The organism is Streptomyces endocoffeicus (assembly GCF_016741935.1).
Classification (GTDB): domain Bacteria; phylum Actinomycetota; class Actinomycetes; order Streptomycetales; family Streptomycetaceae; genus Streptomyces; species Streptomyces endocoffeicus.
The window spans coordinates 839,572-866,163 of sequence record NZ_JAERRG010000001.1; the positions used below are offsets into that span (position 1 = coordinate 839,572).

The window sequence follows — 26,592 nt, forward strand, 5'->3', positions numbered from 1 at the left end:
GGCTACTTCGCCGCCGGTGCGTAGTTGTGGAGCGGCGGGTACTGGACCCCGCGCTGAGGCGTGACCTTCACGTCCTTCGCGGTGGCGTAGGCGTTGGCCACGACACTCCAGGGCGCGTTCCACGCCTGGTCCACGGCATAGGCGTTGAGCTCTTTGAACAGCGCGTCCCGCTTGGCTCCGGTGGCGTCACCGATGCGCGTGATGAGGCCGTCGGCCTTCGGGTCGTGGTACTTGAACGGGTTCCAGGTCGACTTCTCGGTCAGCTGCAGCTGAACCTTGTCCCATCCCGTGGGCGCGCCGAGCTTGAAGTACGACATCGCGTACTTGCCGGACAGCATGCTGCTCATGACCTGGTCGCCGGGCACGTTGTCCAGCTTCACCTCGATGCCGATGTCCTTGAGGGCCTGGGTGAGCGCGGCCTGCTCCTGCGGGAAGAGCGCGGAAAGGTCCGGGAGGGTGACGGAGAAGCCGTGCGGATAGCCGGCCTCGGCCAGCAGCTTCCTGGCCTTCGCCGGGTCGTAGGAGTAGGTGTCCTCCAGCCCGGCGTCGTAGCCGTCCTCACCGGGCGCGAACACCTGCGCGGTGGGCGTGCCGAGCCCGGTCTTGGCCGACTTGACGATCCCCTGCTTGTCGAAGGCGTGGTTGAGCGCTTGCCGGACCTTCACCTTGCCCAGCGCCGGCACCTTCTTCCCGGCCCGGTCCCAGATGTACAGGCCTTCCACGTCGCCGGGCTCGTACGTGGCGATGTTCAGGCCGCGGGCCTTGACGGTCTTCACCCGGTTGAGGTTGAGCGTGGCGCCGTCGAGCTGGCCGGACAGCAGCGCGTTGGTGCGCGCGGTCGGGTCGGACAGGTACTTGATGACGACCTTGTCGTAGGGGAAGGCCTTCTTGTTCCAGTAGCCGGGGTTGCGGGCGTAGGTGTACGTCTGGCCCGCGGTGGTGGCCGATGTGTCCAGCTTGTACGGGCCCGAACCCACCGGCACCTTGGGGTCCTCGAGCGATGCCGGGCCGGCGATCATGCCGGACACCTGGCCCAGCGCGGGCAGCAGGGACGGGCTGGGGTGACTCAGTCTGATGGCCACGGTGCGGGCGTCGACGGCGTCCACACCGCTGATGTCGCGGATCTCACCGGCGGCCGAGCCCGTGCCGCTCTTGGTGTGCAGCAGGTTCCGCTTGACCGCTTCCGCGTCGACAGGGGTGCCGTCGGTGAACTTCACCTTGTCGCGCAGCTTGAGCGTCAGGGTCGTCTGGGGCCTGTCGTACGCCCATGACGTGGCCAGGTTGGGGGTGGGCCGGCCCTTGGGATCGAGCCGGACGAGGGTGTCGAACACCGGCTGGTAGTACTGCGTTTCGGGGCCGATGCTCGCCTTCGACAGGTCCCACGGCGTGGCCGTGACCGATTCGGCGAGGGTCAGTGTGTGGTCACCGCCCGCGGCCCGTGTACCGCCGCCACAGGCCGTCGTGGTCGCTGTCAGAAGTGCGGCGCCGATGAATGCCACTGTCTTGCGCATGGTCTTCTCTCCACCTGGTTCATGTGTCGGATCACCTCGATGTCCCCCCGGGTCGTCCTGCCTTCCGGCCGTGCGCCGGCCGGTTCCGCTGCGCGCCGCCCGGTCATGGCCGCGCGTGCCGTGTGGCCCACTCCCCGCACAGCCGCACGCTCTCCTCGGGGGTCGGCCGGGCCCCCCGGTCGACCTCGATGATCAGCCAGCCGTCGAAGTCGTCCGGCAGCGCGCCGACGAAGCCCTCGATGTCGGCGTTGCCGTGGCCCGGCTCCGACCACAGCCCCGCCAGCACCGTCTTGCGGTAGTCCCAGCCCGCTTCCCTGGCCCTGGCCGCGAGGCCGAGGTCCAGGTCCTTGATGTGAACGCTCGCCACCCGGTCCGCGTAGTCGCGCACCAGCTGTGCGGCGTCCGCGCCCGCCCAGGCCAGATGGCCCATGTCGGGTCCGAATCCGAGGACGGACGCGTCGACGGTGTCCAGGACGAAGCGGGTCTCCTCCTCGGTCTCGGCCCAGGTGCCCACATGCGGGTGGAAGGCCGGTGTGATCCCGTGTGCCCGGACCACCCCGGCGATCTCGGCCAGCAGGTCCCGTACCCGCTCCAGCCGGTCCCGGTCGTCGAGGTGGCCGACCGCGGGGCGGCCCACCCGCTCGGCGTCCTTCGCCATTCCCATGGCGAGGAAGACGGTGGGCACGCCCAGCGCCGCGTGCTGTTCGGCGGTGCGCGCCGCGTTGTCGCGGAACGTGCGCCGCTGGGTCTCGTCCTCGGTGAGCCGGACGGATATGTAGCCGGGTGCGGGGGCGATGCCGTGGCCGGCGAGCCGGGCCGCGTACGCCTCGGGGGTCAGGTCGCCGGGCACCGCGCTGTGCAGGGCCCCGATGCCCGCGTCGCGGATGACCTCAAGCTGCCGGTCGAGCGACGGGGCGAGCGTGGGGTCGAGCCATCCGTCGGCGCTCGCGACCCACTGCAGCGGATTGATGGCGAGACGGTCCTGCCTGATCTTCATGGTCGGTGGTCCTTTTCGTAGGCGCGGTCGGGTGCCGGGTCAGTGGGCGGTGCGCGGCTGGGGGCGTTCGCAGCCGCTCTCGATCGCGACGACCCGGTTCTCCCGCTGCGCGGTCTCGAACGCGGCCAGCACGTCGAGGGTGTGGAAGGCGAACCGCGGACCGGCGCGGTGCGGGCCGCCGCGGATGGCGCCCGCGAGGTCGTGTACGCCGAGGCCACGGCGGTGCTGTTCGGGGGTGTTCACGGCGCCGAAGAGTTCGGTGACCGGGGTGAGCACCGCCCAGTCGTCGTCGTGGTGGCGCTTGACCCGGACATCGCCGTCGAAGCAGTTGGGGTTGGGCAGCGAGAGGGTGCCCTCGGTGCCGTAGATCTCCATGCGGGGCAGCTCGGTGTCCCAGACGTCGAAGCTCATCAGGGTGGTGCCGATGGCGCCGGAGACGAACGTCAGCACGGCCGAGGCATGGGTGGGCACCTCGACGGTGATCTCGTCGACCACCCGCTCGGGGCTGGTGACCTGACGGGTCTTCGCGCCGATGCGGGTGGCGGCGGACACCTGCCGGACGGGGCCGAGGCAGTTGACGAGCGCGGCCAGGTAGTAGGGGCCCATGTCCAGCACGGGCCCGCCGCCCGGCCCGTAGAAGGCCCGGGGGTCCGGGTGCCAGGTCTCGGATCTGCTGGAGCGCACGAAGGCGGTGGCGCCGACGGGTTCGCCGATCCGGCCGGTGTCGATCGCGTGGCGGGCGGTCTGCACGGCGCTGCCGAGGAAGGTGTCCGGGGCCGAGCCCAGGAGTTTCCCACTGCGCTCGGCGGCGTCGAGGACCTCGCGGGCCTCCTCGACGGTGGCGGCGAGCGGCTTCTCGACGTAGACGTGCTTGCCCGCCTCCAGCGCGGCGATGACGGTCTTCGCGTGGAAGGCCGGCGGGGTGATGTTGATGACGATCTCGACGGCGTCGTCCTCGAGAAGTTCGCCGACGTCGCCCCAGGCCGGTATGGCGTACTCGGACGCGGCCCGCCTCGCGCGGTCGGTGTCGACGTCGGCCACGCGGATCACTTCGAGTTCCGGGAAGGTGCGCAAGCCCTCGGCATAGCGGCCGAAGATGTTTCCGGCGCCCAGGATCCCGATGCGGTGCCGTGTTTGTCGCTGAACCATGAGTCTCCTGCGGTCGTGAGGGGGAAGTCGAGCGGCGTTCACGCGACGATCAAAGGCCGGAGTGTCCGGTGGGCGATTTCCAGGCCGGTCTTGACCCGCTCCTCGGTGCCGCCCCACACCGGGTCCTCGTGTTCGACGGAGAGGGTCCCGGTGAAACCGTGCTCGTAGAGGGCGTCCACCACGGCGTTCCAGTCGACCTGGCCCCGGCCGGGTACGCGGTAGCGCCACCAGCCGGTGTCCCACGGGTCCTCCCGCCGGACCGCCTTGCCGAACACCCCGTAGCGGTCGATCGCACCCGGCAGGATCTGGAGGTCCTTGGCCTGGGCGTGCACGATCCTGTCCGCATACGGCGCGATGGTCTTCACCGGGTCGACGCCGATCCACGTCAGATGCGACGGATCCCAGTTCAGATACAGCCCGAGGGAGAACATCCACTCCCACAGCTCGGGCGAGTAGGCGAGGTTGCCCGGATAGCCGTCCGGGTGCCAGCCCTCCATCACACAGTTCTCGATGATGAGGCGGACGCCCTTCTCCCCCGCGTACTCGACGAGTCCGGGGAAGACCTTCTCGGCCTCCTCCAGGTTCCGCGCCACCGGCCGGGTCCAGTCGCGGCCCACGAAGGTGCCCACATACGGGACGTCGAGGGCCGCAGCGGTGTCGATCACCGCCCGGAGATGGGCGTGGATCTCCGCGCGGCGCGCGGTGTCGGGGTGGAGGTTGTTCTCGTAGTACGCCAGGGCCGAGAGATGGAGGCGGTGGCGCTCGAACAGCGCCCGGGTCTCATCGGCGTCGCGCGCGCCGAAACCGGCCACGGGCAGATGGGCGGCCTCGAAGTCCCGGCCTCCGGTGCGCGGCCAGGCGGCGACCTCCAGGGCCTCGTATCCCCTCTCGCTCGCCCATGCGGCGATCTCGGCGAGGGAGAGCCGGGGCAGACAGGCGGTGAGCATGCCGAGTTTCATGCGGTGTTCTCCAGGGCTATGGCAGTGGGGGCGACATCGGTCCAGGTCAGTGAGGCGGAGGAGGCCAGCACGGCCTCGACGAGCCGTGCCGAGCGGACGCCGTCCGCTCCGGTGGGCAATCCCTCGGGAGCCTCGCCGCGGATCGCCGCATAGGCGTCGGCGACGAAGGAGTGGAAACAGTCGGCGTACCCCTGGGCATGGCCGGCGGGCAGCCGTGAGAGCCGTCGCTGCTCGGCCGATCCCCGGCTCGGATCGCGGAACAGCACATGTGCTCCGTCCGGTGCGCCGAGCCAGGCGGTCTCGGGGTTCTCCTGGTCGAAGACCGCGCTGCCCCGCGCACCGTCGAGCTCGAACCACAGCCGGTTCTTGCGGCCGGCCGACACCTGGGAAACCGTGAGCGTGGCCAGGGCGCCGCCGTCGGTGCGCAGCAGTACGGTCGCCACGTCCTCGGTACGCACCCGCACCCGTCGGCCCTCGCCCATGGTCGAGAAGGTGGCGCCGGTACCGGCGGGGCGGGTGGGCACCGTGGTGCCGAGCCTCGCGGTGAGTTCGGCGAAGCGGACTCCGGCGACCCACTCGACCAGGTCGCACCAGTGGGATCCGATGTCCGCGAAGGCCCTGGAAGGGCCGCCCTCGGACGGGTCGACCCGCCAGGACATGGCGTCCTCGGAGAGCATCCAGTCCTGCAGATAGCTGCCGTGGATCAGTTGCCAGGCGCCGAACTCACCACGCAGCCGCCGGTCCCGCAGCTCCCGGACGAGCGGGTGGTAGCGGTAGACAAAGGGGACCGCGAGCACCAGCCCCGCCTCCTCCGCCAGGCTTGTCAGCCGTTCCGCGTCGGCGGTCGCGGTGGCGAGCGGCTTCTCGCAGATCACATGCTTCCCCGCGCGCAGCGCCGCCTCCGCCTGGCCGACGTGCAGCGCGTTCGGGGTGCACACATGCACAACCGATACGCTGTCGTCGGCGAGCACCGCCTCGAAGTCGGGATAGCGGCCGGGCACCCGCCACTCCTCGGCGACTCGCGCACCGCGCTCGGGAGTCGAGGCCACCACACCCGCGAGATCTCCGCCGCTCGCACGGATCGCGGCCGCGTGCACGGTACCGATCATCCCGGCGCCCGAAACCACCGCTCGAAGCGAACCACTCATCTGACGCACCTCCGACGTCCAACCGCCGATCGCGGTCCGACGCCGCGCTGCGCATCACCCTGGTTTAGTTCAGACAGCAAGCACAAGACGGCATATTTAATTTTTTTCAAGGCCTAAAAGTGGCCAATCTTCTACGCGCCTCCCCCGACTGTGTCCATGAGCAGCCGCCCTGGCGGATCCACGAGGCAGTGCCTGGGGAGAGGAGCGTTGACGGACTGAAGGGAACAACATTACGGTCACAGGAATGCATAAAGACGATGGCTACGCGGAGGAATCAAGCGCCCCCGTATCGGTACCCCTCGCCCTGCGGCGGGTGCTGGGACTCGTGGTCTCCGGGGAGGCGACCAACCGCGCGGAACTCGCGCGGCGCAGCGGCCTGGCCCGGTCGACCGTGGGCCAGCAGGTGGAGAATCTCGTCGGCAACGGCATCCTCCAGGAGGTCGAGTCCAGACGGTCCGTGCGGGGACGGCCGCCCCGGGTGCTGACGATCAGCCCGCAGGCCGGAACCGTCGTCGCCGTGGACATCGACACCGTCGCCTCCCAGCTGGCCATCGCCGACCTCAGCAGACGGCTGATCGCACAGGACACGGTCGACGTCCCGATCGACGCGGGCCCGCAGATCGTGCTGGAAGCGGTGTCCGAACGGTTGCGGGCGCTGCTGGAAGAACACGACCGCCATCCCGGCCGGGTGCGTGAGGTGGTCGTCGGCCTCCCCGGGCCGGTGGACTTCCAGCAGGGCTGCGCGGTACAGCCCACCGGCATGCCCGGCTGGGACGGCTACCCCGTCGCCGACCACCTCCGGGAACGCTTCGGCGCCCCGGTCGTGGTGGACAACGACGTCAATCTGATGGCACTGGGCGAGGCCGAGCGGGGCGGTGCGGAGACTCCGCTGCTCTGTATCAAGATCGCAAGCGGTATCGGGGCCGGTCTCATCACCGCGGGCGGGGATGTGTACCGCGGCGCCGACGGCGCGGCGGGCGACATCGGCCACACCCGGGCCGTGGGCGGAGGCAACGTCCTGTGCGTCTGCGGCAACGTCGGCTGTGTCGGAGCGATCGCCTCTCACCGTGCCGTCCTGCGCGGCCTCGGCATCCCCGAGTCGACCGACGACGACCGTCTGTACGGCACCCGTACGCTCGCCCAGCGTGTCGCCGACAGCGACCCTGCCGCACTGCACGCCGTGCGCCAGGCGGCCACGGAGATCGGCGAGGTGGTGGCCGTGCTGGTCCATATGTTCAATCCGCGCGCCATCATCCTGGCCGGTCCGCTGAGCGAACTCCGCGACGACCTGGTCTCCGCCGTACGAGCCGTCGTGTACCAGCGGGCCCTCCCCCTGGCCACCCGCAAACTGACCATCACCGCGACACAGCTCAAGGGCAGTTCCGGGCTCCACGGTGGCATCGCCCTCGCCACCCAGGACGTCTTCGGGCCGGCGGGTATCGTACGGCTACTGGCCGACATGTCCGGAACGGGCGACTAGGGCCCTTCCGACGGACCGCTTCCGGACGGGGCCGGAAGCGGGACCGTTGTCGCGGCGAGTGTCAGACCACCGGGGCCGGGTAGGTCGGGTACTCCACTCCGGAGACATACTGGACGACGCGGATGACCTGGCAGGAGTAGCCGAATTCGTTGTCGTACCAGAGGTAGAGGATCGCGTTGTCGCCCTCGACCTTGGTGGCGCCCGCGTCGACGATCGAGGCGTGGCGCGAGCCGATGAAGTCGTTGGAGACCGCGTCGGGGGCGCTGATGAAGTCGATCTGGCGCTTGAGCGGCGAGGTCAGGGACACATCGCGGAGATAGTCCAGGACCTCCTCGCGGGTGGTCTCGCGCGCGAGCTGCAGATTGAGGATCGCGATCGAGACGTCCGGCACCGGAACGCGGATCGAACTGCCGGTGATCTTCGCTTTGAGGTCCGGCAGGGCCTTCGCCACCGCGGAGGCGGCACCGGTCTCGGTGATGACCATGTTGAGCGGCGCCGAACGGCCACGGCGGTCGGACTTGTGGTAGTTGTCCAACAGGTTCTGGTCGTTGGTGAACGAGTGGACGGTCTCCACATGGCCGCGCAGCACGCCGTACTCGTCCGCCATCGCCTTCAACGGCGGGACGATCGCGTTGGTGGTGCACGAGGCGCAGGACAGGATCTGCTCGTCCGGCTTGATCGTGTCGTGGTTGACGCCATGGACGACGTTGGGGACATCGCCCTTGCCCGGCGCGGTCAGCACCACTTTGTCGAGTCCGGGGCGCAGATGCTTGGACAGCCCCTCGCGATCGCGCCACTTGCCGGTGTTGTCGATGAGGATGGCGTCCTTGATGCCGTACGCCGTGTAGTCCACCGACGTCGGGTCGTCGGCGTAGATCACCTTGATCTCGTTGCCATTGGCGATGATCGTGCTGTTCGCCTCGTCCACGGTGATCGTGCCCTGGAACTGGCCGTGAATGGAGTCGCGGCGCAGCAGCGCGGCCCGCTTGACGAGATCCTCACCGGCCCGCCCGCCGGTCCCGCGGACGACGATGGCACGCAGCCGCAGACCGTTGCCGGACCCGGCCTTCTCGATGAGCAGACGGGCGACCAGCCGCCCGATCCGTCCGAACCCGTAGAGGACGACATCGCGTCCCTCACGGCACTCGATCTTGTTGGCCCCGGTGGCCCCGGCGACGGCCTCGGCGGTGAACTCCTCCACCGGGAGACCGCGGTCATCGGCCCGGTGCGTCTCGGCGAGCAGGCCGATGTCGATCTGGGAGGGGCCGAGATCCAGCGCGGTGAGCGCCCGCAGGAACGGCAGGGTGTCGGTGACCGAGAGCTCCGCACCGGCGATCTGACGGGCGAATCGGTGGGTCTTCAGGATGCTGACGACCGACTTGTTCACCAAGGAGCGGCTGTGCAGCAGGACCGTGACGTCCCGCTCCCGATGCAGCTTCCCGATGAGGGGGATCATCGACTCCGCGATCTCCTCGCGGTGCTTCCAGTTGGTGAACGAGTCCTCGTTGAGAGTCACAAATTCATCTTTCGAGCTAGGTGGCGCTCATATGCTAGCTCCCCAGGTCATGGGGCTCGTCGGCGCCCCCAGCCATCCCCACCACGCGGGCTCCCGGCACAGCTCCCACATGCTTGCCGAACGGCACGCGAGCCCATGGCCCCCGCCACCACCCATGCGCCGCGGCCCATCACGGAGAGCCGAGGGCCGCCGCGGAGCCGTTCCTTCTCTTTCGTATACCGCCGGTCATTCCCCGATGAATTACGACGCGGATATCAGCCGTAAAATAGCGACTTAGTGGGCGTCGTTTTTCGGACAGCACTCATGACGAAACTTACCATTAACAGGAATTTACCAGTGAGAAATACCACTCCCCCAGAGATCAGCGCCCAGTAGCGATCCCCCTCCGGAGAGGTAGATGGTTTTCACAGGCAACCATCTCCCGCTGAGCGAAAGGGATGATCACTGTGTGCGGCATCACCGGCTGGGTCTCCTACCGTCGCGATCTGACCTCCCACCGACAGGTCCTCGACACCATGACGGAGACGATGGCCTGCCGGGGCCCGGACGCGGCCGGAGCATGGGTGACCGGCAGGGCGGCGCTCGGGCACCGGAGGCTGGCCGTCATCGACCTGCCCGGCGGGGCGCAGCCCATGGCCGTCGACACGGCCGACGGCCCCGTGAGCATGGTCTACTCCGGTGAGGCGTACAACTTCACCGAGCTGCGCGACGAACTGCGCCGCAGGGGTCACAGCTTCGCCACCGACTCCGACACCGAGGTCGTTCTGCGCGGCTATGTCGAGTGGGGCGAATCCCTCACCGAGAAGTTGAACGGCATGTACGCCTTCGCCATCTGGGACTCCCGTACCGAGAAGCTGGTGATGATCCGGGACCGGATGGGCATCAAGCCGTTCTACTACTACGAGACCGACGACGGCGTCCTCTTCGGATCCGAGCCCAAGGCCATCCTCGCCAATCCGCTCGCCGCCCCCGAGGTCGGTCTGGACGGGCTGCGGGAGATCTTCTCCTTCGCCAAGACCCCGGGCCATGCGATCTGGAAGGGCATGAAGGAGCTGCGCCCCGGCCACATCGCCGTCGTCGACCGCAATGGACTTCGCGAGCAGGCGTACTGGCGTCTGGAGGTCTCCGAGCACACCGATGACCAGGAGGCGACCGTCGCCCATGTGCGGGAGCTCCTGGAGGACATCATCGCCCGTCAGCTCGTCGCCGACGTGCCCCGCTGCACCTTGCTCTCCGGGGGGCTCGACTCCTCGGCGATGACCTCGCTCGCCGCCCGCAAGCTCGGCGAACACGGCGAGACCGTCCGCAGCTTCGCCGTGGACTTCCCCGGGCAGGCCGAGAACTTCCGCGCGATCGACGTGGCGCCCAGCGTCGACACGCCGTATGTGCACGCCGTGGCCGAGCATGTGAAATGCGACCACCGGGACATCGTGCTCGACGGCTCCGCCCTGTCCGACCCGGCCGTCAGGCAGGCGGCCATCGCGGCGAGGGATCTGCCCATCGGGCTCGGCGACCGGGACAACTCGCTCTATCTGCTGTTCAAGGCCGTTCGCGAACAGTCGACCGTGGCCCTGTCGGGCGAGTCGGCCGATGAGGTCTTCGGCGGCTATCCGTGGTTCCACGACGAGCGGCGCGACGCCGACACCTTCCCTTGGCTCGCCGGAGGACTGACGCTCGGCGACACCAAGGACCTGCTGTCCCAGGACCTCACCGAGAAGCTCGATGTGGACACCTACCTGCGCGACCACTACCTCAGCGCCCTGGACGAAGTCCCGCTCAAGGACGGTGAGACCGGTCTGGAGAAGCGCATGCGGCAGGTCTGCTATCTACACCTCACCCGCATGGTCAACACCCTGCTCGACCGCAAGGACCGGATGAGCATGGCCGTCGGCCTGGAGGTCAGGGTGCCGTTCTGCGACCACCGCCTCGTCTCCTATGTCTTCAACACCCCCTGGTCGCTGAAGACCTTCGACGGGCGGGAGAAGAGCATCCTGCGCGAGGCCACCCGCGATGTGCTGCCCGAGTCCGTGGCCAACCGCAAGAAGAGCGGTTACCCCGGCAGCTTCGACCCGGCCTATCTCGCCGCCATCAGGCGGCAGGCGGGCGACCTCATCACCTCCGGACACCAGGCCCTCGAACTGTGCAGCGTCGAGACGCTGAGGGAGGCGCTCGACGCACCGGCGGAGGTCATCACCACTCAGCAGCGCGCCATCATCGAACGCGCCCTCGATCTGGCGGCGTGGTTCGACCTGCGCAAGCCCGTCATCACGATCGGCTGACACCCGCACATCACGCACCTCACGAGGGACGGGCACCCGGGCCACCGGGTGCCCGGTCCTCGTCCCGTGACTGGTCAACCCCGCCGCTACCGCCCGGCGCGGCCGTGAGATAGCGGGTGATCATCGCGACGAGTTCGTTCTCCAGCCGCTCGGTGTCGATGGACTCGGGCGCCGCGATGAGCTGGTGGACGAGGAGCTCGACCGTGGACACCACGAGCCGGGCGGCGACGTAGGTGTCCTCGACCCGGACCTCGGGATGGCGCTCGAGCAACTCCTGGGTGTAGGCGACCCGATCCCGCTCATGCCGGGCGATCTTCTCGAGCAACTCGGGTGACCGGGGCCCGTGTTCCATCATGACGCGGAGCAGCTGCGGGTCGTCCAGGTGATTCGCGATCACAGGGCGCGCGAAACCGCGGATGATCTCTTCCAGGGAGTCCGGTTCGTCCTCGTCCTGGCGGCTCCTGATGGCGTCACCCCCGGCGTCGAGGTGACGGATCAGCAACTCGGCCAGGATCGCGTCCTTGTTCGGATAGTACTGATACAGCGAGCCGATCGAGATCCGGGCGCGCTCGGCGATGCGATTGGTGGTCCCGGCGGCATAGCCGTACTCGGCGAAAACGTGAGCAGCGGCGGTGAGGATGCGCTGCCGGGTGAGCTCGGCCCGGGCCTGGCGTGGCTGTTTACGTGGCTGAAGTCCGCGACGGCCGGTCGTCATGACACCTCCTGCGCAGCGCCCGTGAAAGCGAGTGGCGCGAGACCTGAGTAATTGCTCACAATAGTGCCATGAACTGCGGCGGAGCGGTGAGCCACCGTCGTCGGCAGGGAGGCGGGAGGCGACTGGCACGGGTCCCGCGCCCTCCGCTCCGCCCCTCCCGGAAGGAGTCCTCATGACGCAGACCAGCACACGCCCCCGGCGGTTGTCGCCGGCCGAGGTCCACGCCCTGCTCGGGGAGCCCGAGGCCATGGTCAAGGGCAAGATCCAGGACCATATCGACGAGTACTTCCGCCTCTTCATCGCGCACTCCCCCTTCCTGTCCATGGCCACGGCGGACGCGGAGGGGCGCGCCGACTGCTCCCCCCGTGGCGACTACCCGGGGTTCGTGAAGGTCCTCGACGACCACACGCTCGCGATTCCCGACCGCCCCGGCAACAAGATCGCCGACTCCTTCCGCAACCTCGCCGAGAACGACGGGATCGGACTGCTCTTCCTCATCCCCGGGCTGCGGGAGACCCTGCGGGTCAACGGCCGCGCCTACCCCACCGACGACCCCGATGTGCTCGCCCGGATGCAGACCGAGGCCAAGGATCCGGTGCTGGCGATCGTCGTCGAGGTGGCGGAGGCGTACTTCCACTGTGGTCGCGCGCTCATCCGCTCCCGGCTGTGGGATCCGGCGAGCCAGGCCCTCGCCGACGAGATCCCGTCGGTCGGCGAGATCGCCGCCACCCAGTTCGGGATGGACATCGACCCGATGGCGCTCACCCACGCTCTCGAAGAGGGCTACCGGAAACTCTACTGACCACGGCACAAGGTGAATCAACGATGCAACAGACCGTCGTCGACCACATCGAGCAGGTCGCCGAAGACGTCGTCTCCCTGGTCCTGCGGGGCGCCACCGGCCCGCTGGCGCTCTGGGAGCCGGGCGCCCATATCGACCTGGCGCTGCCGAACTGGCTGACCCGGCAGTACTCGCTGTGCGGAGACCCGGCGGACCGGGAGTCCTATCGCGTCGCCGTACGCCACGACCGCCTCAGCCGGGGTGGTTCGGAGTACATCCACCGGTTCCTGCGCCGGGGTCGCGCCCTCGATGTGTCGCTGCCCCGGAACCACTTCCCGCTGCTCCCCGCGCCGGAGTACCTCTTCCTCGCCGGCGGGATCGGCATCACCCCGATCCTGCCGATGCTGCGGGCGGCGGCCACGTCGGACGTCCCGGCGTCGCTCGTGTACCTGGGGCAGTCGGTGGCGTCCATGCCCTTCGCCGACGAACTGCGCTCCTGCTACGGCGATCGGGTGCGGATCGTCGCCACGCGGCAGCAGGGCAGGCCGGACTTCGCCGCTCTGGCATCCGCGCTGAGCCCCGGTGCCGTGGTCTACGCCTGCGGCCCCGGGCCGATGCTCGCCGCGGCGGAGGACGCGTTCCCCTCGGGGCGGCTGTACGCGGAGCGGTTCCGCCCGGCGCCCAGGTCGTTCGCGCCCAACACCGCGTTCGAGGCGGTGTGCGCCCGATCGGGGCGGACGGTTCAGGTGCCCGACGACGAGTCGCTGCTGGACGCCCTGACCCACGCCGGGTTCCCCGTGGCGTCCGGATGTCGCGAAGGCGTCTGCGGCAGCTGCGAAGTGGCCGTACTCGACGGCGAACCGGAGCACCGGGACGACATCGGCGCCCCCGCCGGCCGGATGTACGCCTGTGTGTCCCGCGCGGTGTCCCCGCGGCTCGTCGTGGACCTGTGACCAGGCGGCGAGCGGCCTTCAACGCAACGCGAGGAACGACATGCTGCCCAAGACACGCACGCCCGAATCACGGCAAATGATCACGCTGGAGGTGCGCCGGAACACCCAGCTGACACCCGCCTTCTCGACCATCACACTCGGCGGACCCGAACTGGAGCGTCTGAAGCCGATGGGCTTCGACCAGATGGTGCGGCTGTTCTTCCCCCGCGAGGGGCAGAACGGGCTGAGGATGCCGAAGCTCTCCAGCAATGCGTGGATGGCGGAATTACTCCTCCTGCCGAAGTCACGCCGACCATGGGTGCGCAACTTCACCATCCGGCGCGCCCGGCCCGAACTCGGCGAGGTGGACATCGAGTTCGCCCTGCACGGCGACACCCCGGCCTCCACCTGGGCCCGGCACGCCCGGCCCGGGGACCCGGCGGGCATCTTCGACATGGGCATGAGCTATCTGCCACCGGCCCATGCCGCATGGCAGCTGCTCGTCGGGGACGAGAGCGCCGTGCCGGCGATCCTCGCCATCCTCGAGGACGCCCCGGCGTCGCTGGTGGCGGAGGTCTTCCTGGAGGTGCCCGGGACCGCCGACATCCGCACGGACATCACCGCTCCCGAGGGCGTACGGGTGCGGTGGCTGGCCCGGGACGGCGCGGACACCCTGCCCGGCGGGCTGGCCCTCGACGCGGTCCGGACATCGTCCCCGCGACCGGGCCGGTTCTACACCTGGGTCGCCGGGGAAGCCGGACTGGCCACCGGGCTGCGCCGCCATCTGGTGCGCGACCGCGGCGTGCCGAAGCCGGACATCGCGTTCTTCGGCTACTGGCGGCACGGCCGCTCCAGCCCCGGTTGAGCTCACACCGGTGGCTTCGGGTCGTACTGGATGCCACGCCGCACCTGACGTGCGCGCTCCGCCGAGGCCAGCCTGGCGACCAGGTGAAGGGCCATGTCGATACCGGCCGAGACCCCCGCGGAGGTGATCAGGTCACCGTCGTCGACGAACCGGTCCTCGGGCCGTACGTCGATCGTCGGGTCGAGCTCGGCGAGCCGGTCCAGCGACGCCCAGTGCGTGGTCGCGGGCCGCCCGGTCAGCAGTCCGGCCGCCGCGTAGACCAGCGAGCCCGTGCACACGCTCGTCATCAGGGGCACGGATCGCCGCTGGGCCCGGACCCACTCCAGATGCCGGCCGTCCTCGAGCTGGGGCCGGGTCCCCTGGCCGCCGGGGTGCAGCAGCACATCCAGGGCGGGCAGGTCGGCCATCGCGTGATGGGCCGCTACGGTGAGCCCCTTCGCGCAGGTCACAGGGTTTCCATCGGCGGAGAAGCAGAACACCTGCCACCCGTCCTCGGCGAAATTGCGGGTCCAGTAGGACAGCACCTCCCATGGACCGATGGCGTCGAGCTCCTCCACGTCCGGGAACAGCAGGATCCCGATCTTCCGCGTGTCTTCCTGAGCCATGCCGCGATCCAATCAGACCCTTCCCCGCTCGGCCACGGATTTCACGAGGAGGGGGGCGAGGCCGCCGTTCGATGTCGGCGGCCTCGCGCCATCGCGATGTGCTCGCGGTCAGTACGCCACCGGACGGTTCTCCCGCGCCCAGAGCTGTTCGGCTTCGCTGCGCGAGGGAGGGGGCCACATCCCGTCGATCATCCAGAGATCCCGGGGCGTCTCGTCGACATGGAACTCGCAGTGCAGCCCGCGGTCCCGGGTGTGCGGGGCCAGCAGGCGGTTGAGCCCCTCGGTGCCCTTCTTCCGCACCTCGGGGTCCGTCGGGTGGCGCGCGATGTGCTCGACCACGACCCGGACGGTGTTGTCCGACGGCTCCCCGCCGACCAGGAACGAGGACTCGGGAACCTCGTGGAAAAGGGTGACGACGTAGAACTTCGGCAGACCGACCCGGGTGTAGTACTCCGTGACGTCCGCGGCGAATCGCCGCTTCTGCTCCGCGGAGTAGGCGTCGACCGGATGGTAGACGTGCCACAGGGGCATTGCTCTCTCCTTCAGGACGAGTGAAGTCGAACGGCGGTGACGAGCGGCTGTCGGCGGCGAGCGGTCAGCGTCCGAGGACCAGGGTGAGGCCCTCCACCGGCCCGGCGAGCGCCGCCTTCATCTGCCGGGTCACGGCGTCGACCAGCACCTCGTTGCCGCCGCTCTCGACGCCGTCCAGGGCCGCCTCCACGACCTCGGCCGGGGAGATCTTCTGACTCGGTATCCCGGCGGCCATGTCGGTGTCGGCGAGCCCGAGGTGCACCCCGACCACCTGGGTTCCCTGCTCCGCCAGCTCGATGCGGAGAGAGTTCGTGATCGACCACAGGGCGGCCTTCGAGGCGCCGTAGGCGGCCGCGCCGGCGCCCCAGGACAGCACGGAGTGCATGTCGACCAGCGCGCCGCCGCCCCGCGCGGCGAGGACCGGGGCGAACGCACGGGCCATCCGGAGGGGCCCGAAGACGTTCGTTTCGAACGTGGCCACCACATCGGCCATGTCCGCCGTCAGCAGCGGCGAGGGCAGGAGCACTCCCGCGTTGTTGATGACGATGTCCACATCCGTGGCCCGATCGGCGAGAGCGGCGACCGCGTCCGCGTCGTTGACATCGAGGGAAACGGCCTCCACCCGCGGGTCCTCGCTGAGGCTGGGCTTTCGCGCCGTCGCGTAGACCTTCGCCGCTCCGCGCCGGAGCAGTGCCTCCACATACGCCTTGCCGATGCCACGTTGACCTCCGGTCACCAGCACCACGGAACCATCGATCGCAACCATGTCGGGCCTCCTTGTCGGACCTGTCGGATCTGTCAGACCTGCCGGACTTGACGGATCTGTCGAATCGCGCGCACGAACCGGCAGGGACGACGGCCCAGGAGGCCGCGGCCCAGCGGCGCGCTGGAATAGATTATTAGCATCATCTAAAATGGGCCGCAAATATCATCGACGCGGTACCGGCATCCGGTACCCCAGTCCGGCACCACACGCAGAAGGAAGTACCGCCCATGCCCCGAGCATCCCGAGCCGAGGCCGAACGCCACCGCGAGCAGGTGATCGCGGCCACCGCGAAGCTGGTGCGCACCCACGGCGCCGACAAGGTGAGCGTGCCGCAGGCGATGGCGGCGGCAGGTCTGACCCACGGCGGCTTCTACCGCCACTTCGCCTCGAAGGACGACCTGGTCGCCCAGGCGTGCTCGGCCGCGTTCGCCGAACGCCTCGCCGACATGGAGAAACCCCCCGAGGGCGAGGACACCAGCGGCGCCCGGGCCGCTTTCCTGGCCGCCTATCTGTCCGCCCCGCACCGCGACAACCCCGGGCTGGGATGCGCCGCCGCGGCGCTGGCGGTGGACGCCGCGCACGCGGAGCCCGGTGACCCGCTCAAGGGGGCGTACATCGAGGGTGTGCGCAAGCTGATCGGCGGGATGGAGCGCAACGCGAGGACGTCCGGCGACACGGCGGCCGACGAGGAGTCCGTTCTCGTCGAACTGTCCACCATGGTCGGGGCGTTGGTGCTGTCGCGGGCCTGCGCGGGAGACGATCTGTCGGACCGCGTCCTGACCGCGGTGCGCGACCACGTCCTCGCCGCGTACGAGCACACCCCTGACGGGAAGGACGCGTCCGGCACCGGCGAGTGAAACGCGCTCACGTCAGGGGTTCGGACCCATCCGGTGCCCGGACCCATCTGGTGCCCGATCCCGCTGACGGCGGGCCCGGGCGCGGACTACCGTCCGAGCGCCGAGGACAGCCGCGCCGCGAGCGGCTCGCCGTCGAGGAAGTCCAGCAGCTCGCCAGCGGTCGGCCCGGTGGCGGGGCCGTGGCGGGTGACCGCGAAGGCGGCCGCCGCGTTGGCGCCCCGTACGGCGCCGCTCAGGTCCAGCCCGTGGCCGAGGAGGGCCAGGAACGCTCCCGTATGGGCGTCGCCCGCGCCATTGCTGTCGACCGCGGTCACCTGGCGGCCGGGGATGTGCGCGGGCTCGCCGCCGGGCGGGACCAGCCAGCATCCGTCCGCGTCGGCCCGCAGCAGCACACCGGTGCGCGGGCCCAGCCGGGCGGCGAGCGCCGCCGCGGCCTCCCGGGCGTCGTCCCGGCCGGTCAGCAGCCGCCCCTCGCGCTGGTTGCAGCTGACCCAGTCGCAGCGCGCCAGAACGGGCTCCAGCACCTCCTCCGGGATCTGGTCGGCCAGCGGGCCCGGGTCGAGGAAGACCCGGGTGTGCTCCGGCAGCCGTGCCACGAGCGAGGCCAGAACCGGGCCGTTCACCGGGTAGGCGAGCCCGTATCCGGAGATCTGCACCAGGTCGCCGGGGCGCAGCGCGGCGAGCACGGCCGTCGCGTGGGCCTCGCTCAGCCGGGCCTCGGCGCCGAGGCTGGTGGCGAAGGTGCGCTCGCCACCGCCGTCGACGAAGGCCACGCAGAATCCGGTGTCCTCCTCCGTGAGAGGAGGCAGCGGCACCTCGATGCCTTCCCGGGCGAGGTCCGCCCGCACCCGGTCGCCGAACGGCCCGGTGCCATGGGCACCCGCGTACACGGCCGGCAGGCCCAGGCGGCGGGCGGCGGTGAGGACGTTGAATCCGCCGCCCGTGGTGAGGGTGGTGTCCCGCGAGATGATGTCGCCGCCCCGCTCGGGCAGTGCGGGCACCCGCATCACCAGGTCGACGATGGCGTTGCCGAGCAGCACCAGCCGACCGCCCGTGGCCTCGCCGGAGGCGCCGGGGACGCTGTCGCGGGAGGCGCCGGGGACGCCGTCGTGGGAGGCGCCGGGGACGCCGTCGTGGCCGGTCATGAGGCCTCCCGCGCGGCCGGGGCGGGCAGCACCTGCTGCTGGGGCGGCTGTGCGGACGCCTCCTCGCGGACGGTGCCGTCGAACCTGCGCAGCAGGGCGTAGACGCCGGCCGCGAGCACCAGGGTCATCACCCATCCCAGCCCGTTGGACCCGATCCAGCTGTGGGCGAACGGCCCGGAGAACCACACGTCGGTGGCGCTGGTGCTGGCCTCGGTGAACAGCAGGCCCACCACGATGGCCGCCGCCCAGGCGATCATCGCGGCCCAGGCGACCCCGCCCCGGAACCAGTAGCGGCTGGAGCGGCCGACGTCCATCAGGGCCGCGCCGTCGTAGGACCGGCGGAGTATCAGGTCGACCGCGAAGACGCCTACCCAGGCGGTGATGGGGACGGCGAGGAGGGTGAGGAAGGTGATGAACGGGCCGTAGAAGTCCTTGGCGATCAGGATGAAGTAGATCCCGCCCGCGAAGGTGACGACCACGTCCAGGCCGACGGCGAGGGTGCGCCGGACCCGTATCCCCAGGGTGATCATGGTGAGTCCGGCCGAGTAGACGGACAGGTGGTTGGAGAGCAGCAGTCCGCCGAACGCGGCGATCAGATACGGGATGGACATCCACGAGGGCAGCATCGTGTTGATCGCCGAGACGGGGTCGGAGGCGGAGGCCAGATCGGGTTCACCCGCCGCGAGGAGCGAGCCCAGCGAGATCAGCACCACCAGCGGGATACCGGCGCCGAAGGCGGAAGCGGCCACCAGCCTGCCGCCGGGAATCCGGCGGGGCAGGTAACGGGCGTAGTCGGCCCCGGTGTTGGCCCAGCCGATCCCGGTACCGGCGGCGATCATGCCCACGCCCACGACCATCGAACTCACCGGCCCGACCTGGGCGTGGAAGACCTTGCCCCAGTCCACGGTGGTGGCGAGAAAGCCGATCACGACAAGGTTGAGCAGCCCGAAGACATAGCTGGCCCACCTGTTGATCCACATGATGGTGGCGTGGCCCAGGCCGCTGATCAGCAGGGTGCAGCCGATGAAGACCAGCAGGCACACCACGGTGAGGACGGTGTTCCGCCGGATGCCGAAGGCGGCGTCGAGCAGCGCCAGCAGGGCGAAGGCGGCCGTGGTGGTGTTGATGGTCTCCCAGCCGAGCCGGCTCATCCAGGTGACCAGCGTGGGCCCCGCGTTGCCACGGACCCCGAACACCGCGCGGGAGAGGGTGAGGGCGGGTGCTCCGCCCCGCTTCCCGGCGATGCTGAGGGCGCCCACCAGGGCGAAGGAGCCGAAGGAGCCGAGGATGGCCACGACGGCCGCCTGCCAGATGTTCAGGCCGCGGAAGCTGACCAGCGCCGCGCCGAGCGGCAGGCCGAGGATGCTGATGTTCGCCGCGAACCAGGTCCAGAACATCTGGCTCGCGTGGCCGTGGCGCTCGGCGTCGGGAACCGGCTCGATGCCTCTGGTCTCCACGGAACCGACGCGGTCGTTCTCTGAAGCCGCCATGGTGGTACCTGTCTTTCTGTCCGGGGGCGCTCCGGTGCGGATGTGGGGGCGGAGGTGTGTGCGGAGGTGTGTGTCATTCGGCCGTGTCGGCGCGCAGCGCGAGCAGGGCCTTGGCCAGCGGTTCCAGGTCGAGGTCGTTGACCGAACGCAGGGTGGCGAGGGCGTCGTCGGGCAGGGCGGACGCCCCGCTGACGGCACCGGCGATGGCACCGGCGATGGCACCGATGGTGTCGCAGTCGCCGCCGAGGTTGGCCGCCAGCAGGCAGGCCCGCCATGGCTCGCCCTCGGCGAGGGACAGCACGGCGAAGGCGGCGGGGACCGACTCCTGACTGGCGACGCTGGTGCCGACCAGGTCGCAGACGCGGTCCAGGGCCTGCCGCTCGGGCAGTCCGCGGACCAGGTCCACGGCCCAGCCGATGCGGGCGGCGATATCGGCCCCGGCGACCCAGTGGCCGCGCTCGGCGCCGGCCGCGGCCGCCGTGATCGCCGCGCCGACGGCGTCCTCCAGGCCACCGCCGTCGATGCCACGGCTCACCGCGGCGGCCACGGCGGCGGCGGAGGCGATGCCGATGGAGGTGTCATGGGTGACCTGGCACGCCTCCGCGACCCGGTCGAGGAAGGGCTCCAGGGGTGTGTCGGGGAAGGCGACGCCGACGGGGGTGATCCGCATCGCCGCGCCGTTGGTGGCACCGGACTTGCCGGCCTCCTCCGGCGGTACGCCGCGGGACACGGCCTCCAGGGCGGCCTTGGTGGAGGGGCCGAGCAGATCGAAGGAGCCCTTGGCCTTCATGGCGCGCTCCCACTCCAGGAGCTCGTGCGCGAGCCGCAGCGGGTCGATCCGGCCACCGGACCCGGTCAGCAGCCGGCCGACGATGACGGCCTGATCGGTGTCGTCCGTGACCGAACCGGCGGGCATTCCGGCGCTCACCGGGTTGTCCTCCGGGCCGGGTTCGAAATCGGTGACGGTGCCGAACCGGGCGACGATGGACCGCCGGGACATGATCTGGGTGGGCATACCGAGGGCGTCGCCCATCGCCAGGCCGTAGAGGGCGCCGAGCGCGCGGTCGTGCTGGTGGTTCATTCGGATTTCCTGTCAGTGCGCGAAGGCGGTACGTGGGGCGTGGGCGGGCGCGGTGTGCGGTCTCATCGGGGCCGCTTCTTCGCGGCTGCCTCATTGCCGCTGCCCAGGGCCGTCTCATCGGGGCTCTCGCCGAAGCCGAGGTGCAGTTGGAAGCGGGCGGGGTCCAGGAGGCTGGTCACCTGCTCGACGATCCGGCCGTCGGGCCCGCGGCTGACCCTGCGGGTGTTGAGCCAGACCTCTCCCACCTGGCGGCGGAGCAGGGTCGCCTCGTCGGCGGCCAGTTGACGCACGGACGCCCACTCGTCCCCGTGTGTGGCCCGGATGCCGACCGCGGCGAGGGTCTTGGTCAGCGAACCGTCGAGGAGCCCGCCGAGCGGGACGTCGGCCAGGGCCGCGACCATCGGGACCCGGCTGCGCTCCAGCGCGACCGGAGTGCCCTCCGGCAGCACCCGCAACCGGTCGAGCGCCATGAACTCGACTCCCTCGATGCCGAGTTCACCGGCCAGCCGGGCATCGCGCACCGCTTCGAGACGGAGCACCTCGGTGGTGACCTGGGCTCCCTGGTCGGCCAGCGCCCTGGTCCACCCCAGCCGGTTGTCCAGCAGGCCGCCGTCGAAGGTGACGAACGAGCCGACACCCGCGTGGGTGGAGATCAGCCCTTGCTTGCTGAGCTCGTCCAGCGCCTGGCGGACGGTGGCCCTGCTGACCGCGAAGCGCCGGGTGAGCGCGTGTTCGCCGGGCAGCCTGCTGCCCGGCTCCAGGGCGCCGCTGTGGATCTCACGGGCCAGGACGCGGGCGATGCGCTGATGCTTGAGTACCTGTTTAGGCATGTCCGGAAGTTAGCCATACATGTTCAGTCCTGTCTAGAGTCGCAAGCACGCGAATCGGAAACTGATCACCCTTGGTCCGGGGACGCCGATGGCAGCGGGAACCGATGGCAGCGGGAAAGCTGATGGCACGGCCCGCCGTGAAGCGGGCCGTGCCATCGGCGAGCAACAGCCAGGGGGCTCGTCAGGCCGCGTCGTGCAGGATCGCCGCCAGCTCACCGGGCCGGTCGAACATCGGCCAGTGCCAGCCGGGCAGCTCCCGGTACGCCGACCCCTCGGTCGCCATATGCCGGAAGGCCGGAACGACGCCGATCCGCGCCCGGACCTCTGCCACCGGGAAGCTGCACAGCACATGCAGCCGCGGCAGCTTCTCCCATGCCCCGGTCAGCCGGACCGGGGTGGTGGCGGTGGCCCACGGCTGCGGGGCGGACAGCCGCACCAGCCGTTCGAGCGTGTCGTCCGGCAGCCCGGACACCTCCGAGGCCAGCTGCCGCCACGGCGGGGGCGGCAGCCGCCAGCCGTCCCCCTCCGTACGAACCAGCTCGGCGTCGCGCGACCGCTCCTCCGGCGGGGAGAACTCCAGGTGGGACATTCCGTCCGGCAGCGGTCCACTGTCGATGAACACCAGGCGGCTGATCCGGTCGGGCATCCGGTCCGCCACGCTCGGGGCCACCACCGCACCGGCATAGCTGTGCCCGACCAGCACCACATCGTGCAGGTCCTCGTAACGGATCAGGTTGAGCACATCGGTGATGTGGGTCTCCAGGTCGGTGTCGGGCCGGGCCAGGTGCGCCCGTTCGCCCATCCCGGTCAGGCTGAGGGAGTGGACGTCGTGCCCACGGCCGCGCAGGTCATCCGCCACCGGGCGCCAGGCCCAGGCGCCGAGCCAGAACCCGGGAAGCAGTACGTAGGTCGCCATGGCTCAGACGCTAGAAGCGATACCGGACAGGGTCCGCCCGGTATTCGCGGAATACTTGCCCGGTATGAACCGACCGACCGCCCGCGTGCTCGCCCTGCTGGAGATCCTCCAGGCCGGTGGCACCCGCACCGTCGCCGATCTGGCCGACCGGCTCGGCGTGGACGAGCGCACCGTCCGCCGCTATGTCGGCCATCTGATCGACCTGGACGTCCCGGTCCGGTCGGTGCGCGGCCGCTACGGCGGCTACCGGCTCGCCCCCGGCTATCGGATGCCGCCGCTGATGCTCACCGACGAGGAGGCGCTGGCCGTGCTGCTCGGCCTGGTCGCCGGCCGCCGGGCCGGGCTGGTGACCACGTCCGTCGCGGCGGCCGAGAGCGCCGCCGCCAAGGTGCGCCGGGTGCTGCCCGAGGCGCTCGGCCGCCGCCTGGACGCGCTGCTGGCGACCGCCGACTTCACCGCCCCCGCCCGCCCGATGGCCATCCCGGAGACGGGCGTGCTGCTGATGCTCGCGGAGGCGGCGCGGGACCGCCGTCCCGTCGCCATCGGCTACACCGCCTGGAAGGGGCGGCGCAGCGAACGCACCGTGCATCCGTACGGGGTCGTCGCGCACTCCGGGCGCTGGTATGTGACGGGGGCGGACTCGGCCAGCGGCGAGGTGCGCACGTTCCGGCTGGACCGGATCGAGACGGCCTCGGTGCTACCGGGGTCGTTCGATGTGCCCGAGGGGTTCGATCCGGCGGCCCGGGTGCTGGCCGGGCTGGCCGGGGTGCCGTATCTGCACGAGGTGTCGCTCCGGGTCCAGGGCACGGTCGAGCAGGTCCGCCACCGGCTCCCGCCCGGGCTCGCCACCGTACGGGAGCTCCCGGCCCGCCCGGCGCGGGACGCGCCCGCCGCCTCCGGGGAGGACGCGGCCGCCGCCTCCGGGGAGGGAGAGGGCACCGCATGGGTGCGGGTCGAGTTGCGGGCCGAGCGGCTGGAGTGGGTGCCCTCCGTACTCGCCTGGCTGGACCTCCCGTTCGTGATCGAGCGTCCGGACGCGCTGCGCGACCAGGTGCGCGCCCTGGCCCGCCGACTCGCCACGTGCGCCGACGCGGTCGCCGACGCCACCGAGGGGGCGGAGCCCCGCGCGGAGTGACACCGGATCGTTGAGACACCCCGGGGTCGTGCCGGTGCGACGCTCAGCCGCGGGGCCACCGTACGGCGGTGTCGGCCACGGCGGAACGCGCCCGCGCCAGTGTCTCGGGGTGCCCGAACAGGCCCGGCAGTCCGCCGGTGTGCACGAAGACCGTGCGCTGCCCGGGGCGCACCTGGCCGTCGTGGACGGCCGCGATGAGACCGGCCAGGGCGCGGCCGGTGTAGACGGGGTCGAGGACGATGCCTTCGGTGCGGGCCGCCGTGGTGATGGCGTCCATGACCGGTTCGGTGAGCGCGGAGTAGCCGGGCCCGACCTGATCCAGGCGCAGCCGCGGGGACGTGGCCGCGGGCCGTCCGGCCAGCCCCTCGACCAGGTGGCCGACGGTGTGCTCGGGATCGGCGACGGCGCCGCAGTGCACCCCCAGCACCCGCTCGGCTCCGAGGGTGTGGACGAGCCCGGCCATGGTGCCGCCCGATCCGACCGCCACGACCGCCGTGGTCAGGTCCGGGTCCTGTACCAGGAGTTCGGTCCCCGCCTCGGCATAGCCCTGGGCGCCCAGCACGCTGGAGCCGCCGAAGGGGATCACCGCGGACCGGGCGCCCCGCTCGCGCAGGTCCCGGGCCACGTCCTCCACCGCCGCCGCGAGTTCCGCCTCGCTCACCTCGCCCGCCCATACGACGCGGGCGCCGAAGAGACCGTCGAGCGCGATGTTGCCGGTCATGCCCTCGGCCGGGGCACCGGCGAGGACCAGGACCACGTCCATGCCCAGCCGGGCCCCGGCCGCTGCCGTCAGACGGGCGTGGTTGCTCTGGGCGGCCCCGCTGGTCACCAGCGTGGTGGCGCCCTCGGCGCGGGCGGCACCGGCCGTCCACTCCAGCTTGCGGACCTTGTTGCCACCGCCGCCCAGCCCGATCAGATCGTCACGCTTGATCCACAGGTCATCGGGGTCCAGCCCGATGGCACGGGCCAGGCGTGGCGCGGGCTCGAGCGGTGTGGGCCGGCTCATCAACTCGGCCCGAGTGGTGTCCTGACGTTCTTCTGACACGATCGCCGCCTTCGTCTACTCAGATGCGGAAGGGTCGGGCTCGGGTCGCCGCCGCTCGAGTTCGGTGTAGCGGGCGCGCATCGCCTCACTCGCGGCCGGGCCCGCGGTGAACACGTACATCTCGCTGTCGTCGAGGCTCCGGCCGGTGCGCGCGTCCACCACGACGGGTTCGGCCTCCTCGCCGGTCCGGGCGTCGACCAGGATCATGGCGCGCTCCTCCGGTGCGAGGTGCTGATTGCCCCAGGCGGCCAGTGCGACGACCACGGGCCGCAGCGAACGGCCGCGCTCGGTCAGCACGTACTCATGGCGGACCGGGTTGGTCTGGTAGGGGCGCCGCTCCAGCAGGCCGTCCGCCACCAGGGTCTTCAGCCGCGTGGTGAGCATGCTGGTGGAGATGTTCAGGCTCTGCTGGAACTGGTCGAAGCGCGTATAGCCGTCGAAGGCGTCGTGGAGGATCAGCAGCGTCCACCACTCCCCCACGTGCTGAACCGTGGTCGACAGCGGGCACTCACGGTCCTCCAGCCTGATCCGGCTTGCCATTGCGACACCCTCCCGAGTTACTGCTAATGTGAAAGTTACTTGCTTCTATTTTAGCAGTCACAAGGGGTGCGCCCTGCGCGCATTCCGGAACGGACAGCCTTGCCCACACCCAATGACTCTCTCTCCGGCCGCCGCGCCCTCGTCACCGGTGGCACCAAGGGCACCGGAGCGGCGATCGCGGCCCGGCTGCGGACGGCCGGTGCGACCGTACTGGTCACCGCCCGCTCCCGGCCCGAGGACGTCCCCGACGACGACTTCGTGGGCGCCGACCTGACCACGCCCGAAGGCGCGGAACACATCGCGCGGGAGGCGCGGCGGCGGCTGGGCGGCGCGGACATCCTGGTCCATACGCTCGGCGGCTCGGCCGCGCCCGCCGGTGGCTTCGAGGCGATGTCCGAGGAGATCTGGCAGCAGGAGCTCAACCACAATCTGCTCGGCGCCGTCCGCCTGGACCGCGCCCTGATCCCGGGCATGATCGAACGGGGCGGGGGCGCGGTGGTCCATGTCTCCTCGATCCAGCGGCGGATGCCGCTGTGGAACGGCACGCTGGCCTACGCCGCCGCCAAGGCCGCGCTCACCACCTACAGCAAGGGCCTGGCCAACCAGGTGGCCCCGCTCGGGGTGCGGGTGAACACGGTGTCCCCCGGGTTCATCCGGACCAGCGCGGCCGACGCACTCATCGACCGCATCGCCGAGCAGACCGGTGACCGGGAGTCCGCTCTTGCGTCGCTCATGGACTCCCTCGGCGGCATCCCCCTCGGGCGTCCCAACCGGCCCGAAGAAGTCGCCGAACTCGTCGCCTTCCTCGTCTCCGACCGGGCCTCCGCCATCGTCGGCGCCGAGCACGTCATCGACGGCGGCACCGTACCCGCCGTCTGAGCACCGCCCCACCGAGAACCCACCGAGAACCGACCGAGAACCGACCGAGAATCCCCATCCGACAGACCATCAGCGAGGCAGCCATGACCGACCACACCACCCCCCTCGACGCCACCGATCTGCCCGACGCCGTCAAGCGGTACCTGAAGGCACACAATGAGCGCGATGCGTCCGCGGCCTCAACCGCGCTGGCGCCGGACGCGACGGTCGTCGACGACGGCAACGCCTACGAGGGAATCCCCGCCATCGAGCGGTGGCTGGGCCGCGCCACCTCCGAGTTCACCTACACCACCACTTTCCTCGGGGCCGAGCACGAGGGCCCGGACCGCTGCACCGTCACCCAGCGGCTCGAGGGCGACTTCCCCGGCGGCACCGTCGACCTTCGCTATCGCTTCACGCTCCATCAGGGCCTGATCAGCCACCTCACCATCGCCCCCTGA

The 26,592-nt window shown here is 70.5% G+C and carries 26 protein-coding genes; 9 read left to right on the forward strand and 17 right to left on the reverse strand.

All coding sequences use genetic code 11. The features are described 5' to 3' along the window. Positions 1 to 2: 2 nt before the first annotated feature. The 5 genes from JK364_RS03550 to JK364_RS03570 all read right to left on the reverse strand — a co-directional run bounded on the left by JK364_RS03550 (position 3) and on the right by JK364_RS03570 (position 5,764). The gene (locus tag JK364_RS03550) at positions 3 to 1,511 is read right to left on the reverse strand and encodes an ABC transporter substrate-binding protein (RefSeq protein WP_201847389.1); all 1,509 of its coding nucleotides are present in this window, start codon (positions 1,509 to 1,511) and stop codon (positions 3 to 5) included. A 103-nt stretch (positions 1,512 to 1,614) separates the two neighbouring features. Continuing rightward, complete coding sequence (locus tag JK364_RS03555; protein WP_201847390.1) at positions 1,615 to 2,508, reverse strand: sugar phosphate isomerase/epimerase family protein; 894 nt, start codon at positions 2,506 to 2,508, stop codon at positions 1,615 to 1,617. Between the two features lie 39 nt (positions 2,509 to 2,547). Continuing rightward, positions 2,548 to 3,657, reverse strand: coding sequence for a Gfo/Idh/MocA family protein (locus JK364_RS03560; RefSeq protein WP_201847392.1), 1,110 nt, complete (start codon positions 3,655 to 3,657; stop codon positions 2,548 to 2,550). A 38-nt stretch (positions 3,658 to 3,695) separates the two neighbouring features. Continuing rightward, on the reverse strand, positions 3,696 to 4,616 hold the full coding sequence (locus JK364_RS03565; RefSeq protein WP_201847395.1) for a sugar phosphate isomerase/epimerase family protein: 921 nt from the start codon (positions 4,614 to 4,616) through the stop codon (positions 3,696 to 3,698). Beyond that, a complete protein-coding gene (locus JK364_RS03570; protein WP_201847397.1) occupies positions 4,613 to 5,764 on the reverse strand; it encodes a Gfo/Idh/MocA family protein in 1,152 nt (383 codons plus the stop codon). The genes JK364_RS03565 and JK364_RS03570 overlap by 4 nt, the downstream gene beginning before the upstream one ends. Positions 5,765 to 6,008: 244 nt before the next feature. On the opposite strand from JK364_RS03570, the gene JK364_RS03575 reads away from it, so the two are divergent. Further along, positions 6,009 to 7,244 carry an ROK family transcriptional regulator gene (locus tag JK364_RS03575; protein WP_201847399.1) on the forward strand — a complete coding sequence of 412 codons (1,236 nt, stop codon included), beginning with the start codon at positions 6,009 to 6,011 and terminating at the stop codon, positions 7,242 to 7,244. A gap of 61 nt (positions 7,245 to 7,305) precedes the next feature. Here the strand turns inward: JK364_RS03575 and JK364_RS03580 are convergent, their stop codons facing one another. After that, positions 7,306 to 8,760, reverse strand: a complete 1,455-nt coding sequence (locus JK364_RS03580; RefSeq protein ID WP_201847401.1) for a glyceraldehyde-3-phosphate dehydrogenase — start codon at positions 8,758 to 8,760, stop codon at positions 7,306 to 7,308. 446 nt (positions 8,761 to 9,206) lie between these two features. On the opposite strand from JK364_RS03580, the gene asnB reads away from it, so the two are divergent. Beyond that, positions 9,207 to 11,039 (forward strand): asparagine synthase (glutamine-hydrolyzing), encoded by a 1,833-nt coding sequence (gene asnB / locus JK364_RS03585; RefSeq protein WP_201848877.1) that lies wholly within the window; start codon positions 9,207 to 9,209, stop codon positions 11,037 to 11,039. Between the two features lie 19 nt (positions 11,040 to 11,058). Here the strand turns inward: asnB and JK364_RS03590 are convergent, their stop codons facing one another. Next, the gene (locus tag JK364_RS03590) at positions 11,059 to 11,754 is read right to left on the reverse strand and encodes a TetR/AcrR family transcriptional regulator (RefSeq protein WP_201847403.1); all 696 of its coding nucleotides are present in this window, start codon (positions 11,752 to 11,754) and stop codon (positions 11,059 to 11,061) included. Positions 11,755 to 11,926: 172 nt separating this feature from the next. Between JK364_RS03590 and JK364_RS03595 the strand changes: the two genes are divergently transcribed. From JK364_RS03595 to JK364_RS03605, 3 genes are read left to right on the forward strand one after another with little or no spacing between them, the layout of a single operon-like run. Continuing rightward, positions 11,927 to 12,556: an MSMEG_1061 family FMN-dependent PPOX-type flavoprotein gene (locus tag JK364_RS03595; protein ID WP_201847405.1), complete on the forward strand. Its 630-nt coding sequence runs from the start codon at positions 11,927 to 11,929 to the stop codon at positions 12,554 to 12,556. Positions 12,557 to 12,579: 23 nt separating this feature from the next. Further along, a complete protein-coding gene (locus JK364_RS03600) occupies positions 12,580 to 13,488 on the forward strand; it encodes a PDR/VanB family oxidoreductase (protein WP_201847407.1) in 909 nt (302 codons plus the stop codon). A 40-nt stretch (positions 13,489 to 13,528) separates the two neighbouring features. Continuing rightward, positions 13,529 to 14,332 carry a siderophore-interacting protein gene (locus JK364_RS03605; protein ID WP_230991288.1) on the forward strand — a complete coding sequence of 268 codons (804 nt, stop codon included), beginning with the start codon at positions 13,529 to 13,531 and terminating at the stop codon, positions 14,330 to 14,332. 2 nt (positions 14,333 to 14,334) lie between these two features. On the opposite strand, the gene JK364_RS03610 is transcribed toward JK364_RS03605, so the two are convergent. From JK364_RS03610 to JK364_RS03620, 3 genes are all read right to left on the reverse strand, one after another. Then, positions 14,335 to 14,937 (reverse strand): DJ-1/PfpI family protein, encoded by a 603-nt coding sequence (locus JK364_RS03610; RefSeq protein ID WP_201847410.1) that lies wholly within the window; start codon positions 14,935 to 14,937, stop codon positions 14,335 to 14,337. A gap of 108 nt (positions 14,938 to 15,045) precedes the next feature. Next, a complete protein-coding gene (locus JK364_RS03615) occupies positions 15,046 to 15,468 on the reverse strand; it encodes a tautomerase family protein (protein ID WP_201847412.1) in 423 nt (140 codons plus the stop codon). A 64-nt stretch (positions 15,469 to 15,532) separates the two neighbouring features. Next, positions 15,533 to 16,234: an SDR family oxidoreductase gene (locus JK364_RS03620; protein ID WP_201847414.1), complete on the reverse strand. Its 702-nt coding sequence runs from the start codon at positions 16,232 to 16,234 to the stop codon at positions 15,533 to 15,535. Positions 16,235 to 16,461: 227 nt separating this feature from the next. Here JK364_RS03620 and JK364_RS03625 point away from each other — a divergent pair, with 227 nt between their 5' ends. Continuing rightward, complete coding sequence (locus JK364_RS03625) at positions 16,462 to 17,091, forward strand: TetR/AcrR family transcriptional regulator (RefSeq protein ID WP_201847416.1); 630 nt, start codon at positions 16,462 to 16,464, stop codon at positions 17,089 to 17,091. Between the two features lie 86 nt (positions 17,092 to 17,177). Here the strand turns inward: JK364_RS03625 and JK364_RS03630 are convergent, their stop codons facing one another. From JK364_RS03630 to JK364_RS03650, 5 genes are all read right to left on the reverse strand, one after another. Next, entirely contained in the window at positions 17,178 to 18,236 is a 1,059-nt protein-coding gene (locus tag JK364_RS03630) for a PfkB family carbohydrate kinase (protein ID WP_269146168.1), read from the reverse strand. Continuing rightward, the gene (locus JK364_RS03635) at positions 18,233 to 19,726 is read right to left on the reverse strand and encodes a purine-cytosine permease family protein (protein ID WP_201847419.1); all 1,494 of its coding nucleotides are present in this window, start codon (positions 19,724 to 19,726) and stop codon (positions 18,233 to 18,235) included. The genes JK364_RS03630 and JK364_RS03635 overlap by 4 nt, the downstream gene beginning before the upstream one ends. Before the next feature lie 73 nt (positions 19,727 to 19,799). Next, a complete protein-coding gene (locus JK364_RS03640; RefSeq protein ID WP_201847421.1) occupies positions 19,800 to 20,807 on the reverse strand; it encodes an ADP-ribosylglycohydrolase family protein in 1,008 nt (335 codons plus the stop codon). 62 nt (positions 20,808 to 20,869) lie between these two features. Then, positions 20,870 to 21,637: a GntR family transcriptional regulator gene (locus JK364_RS03645; RefSeq protein WP_201847423.1), complete on the reverse strand. Its 768-nt coding sequence runs from the start codon at positions 21,635 to 21,637 to the stop codon at positions 20,870 to 20,872. A 181-nt stretch (positions 21,638 to 21,818) separates the two neighbouring features. Further along, positions 21,819 to 22,553, reverse strand: a complete 735-nt coding sequence (locus JK364_RS03650; protein ID WP_201847425.1) for an alpha/beta fold hydrolase — start codon at positions 22,551 to 22,553, stop codon at positions 21,819 to 21,821. A 64-nt stretch (positions 22,554 to 22,617) separates the two neighbouring features. Here JK364_RS03650 and JK364_RS03655 point away from each other — a divergent pair, with 64 nt between their 5' ends. Then, positions 22,618 to 23,688, forward strand: coding sequence for a helix-turn-helix transcriptional regulator (locus tag JK364_RS03655; RefSeq protein ID WP_201847426.1), 1,071 nt, complete (start codon positions 22,618 to 22,620; stop codon positions 23,686 to 23,688). A gap of 43 nt (positions 23,689 to 23,731) precedes the next feature. On the opposite strand, the gene JK364_RS03660 is transcribed toward JK364_RS03655, so the two are convergent. Together JK364_RS03660 and JK364_RS03665 are read right to left on the reverse strand one after the other, a co-directional pair. Continuing rightward, on the reverse strand, positions 23,732 to 24,694 hold the full coding sequence (locus JK364_RS03660) for a D-cysteine desulfhydrase family protein (protein ID WP_201848882.1): 963 nt from the start codon (positions 24,692 to 24,694) through the stop codon (positions 23,732 to 23,734). A 54-nt stretch (positions 24,695 to 24,748) separates the two neighbouring features. Further along, positions 24,749 to 25,273: a winged helix-turn-helix transcriptional regulator gene (locus JK364_RS03665; RefSeq protein ID WP_201847428.1), complete on the reverse strand. Its 525-nt coding sequence runs from the start codon at positions 25,271 to 25,273 to the stop codon at positions 24,749 to 24,751. A 99-nt stretch (positions 25,274 to 25,372) separates the two neighbouring features. Between JK364_RS03665 and JK364_RS03670 the strand changes: the two genes are divergently transcribed. Beyond that, positions 25,373 to 26,152 carry an SDR family oxidoreductase gene (locus JK364_RS03670; RefSeq protein ID WP_201847430.1) on the forward strand — a complete coding sequence of 260 codons (780 nt, stop codon included), beginning with the start codon at positions 25,373 to 25,375 and terminating at the stop codon, positions 26,150 to 26,152. A gap of 83 nt (positions 26,153 to 26,235) precedes the next feature. Then, positions 26,236 to 26,592, forward strand: coding sequence for a nuclear transport factor 2 family protein (locus JK364_RS03675; protein ID WP_201847431.1), 357 nt, complete (start codon positions 26,236 to 26,238; stop codon positions 26,590 to 26,592).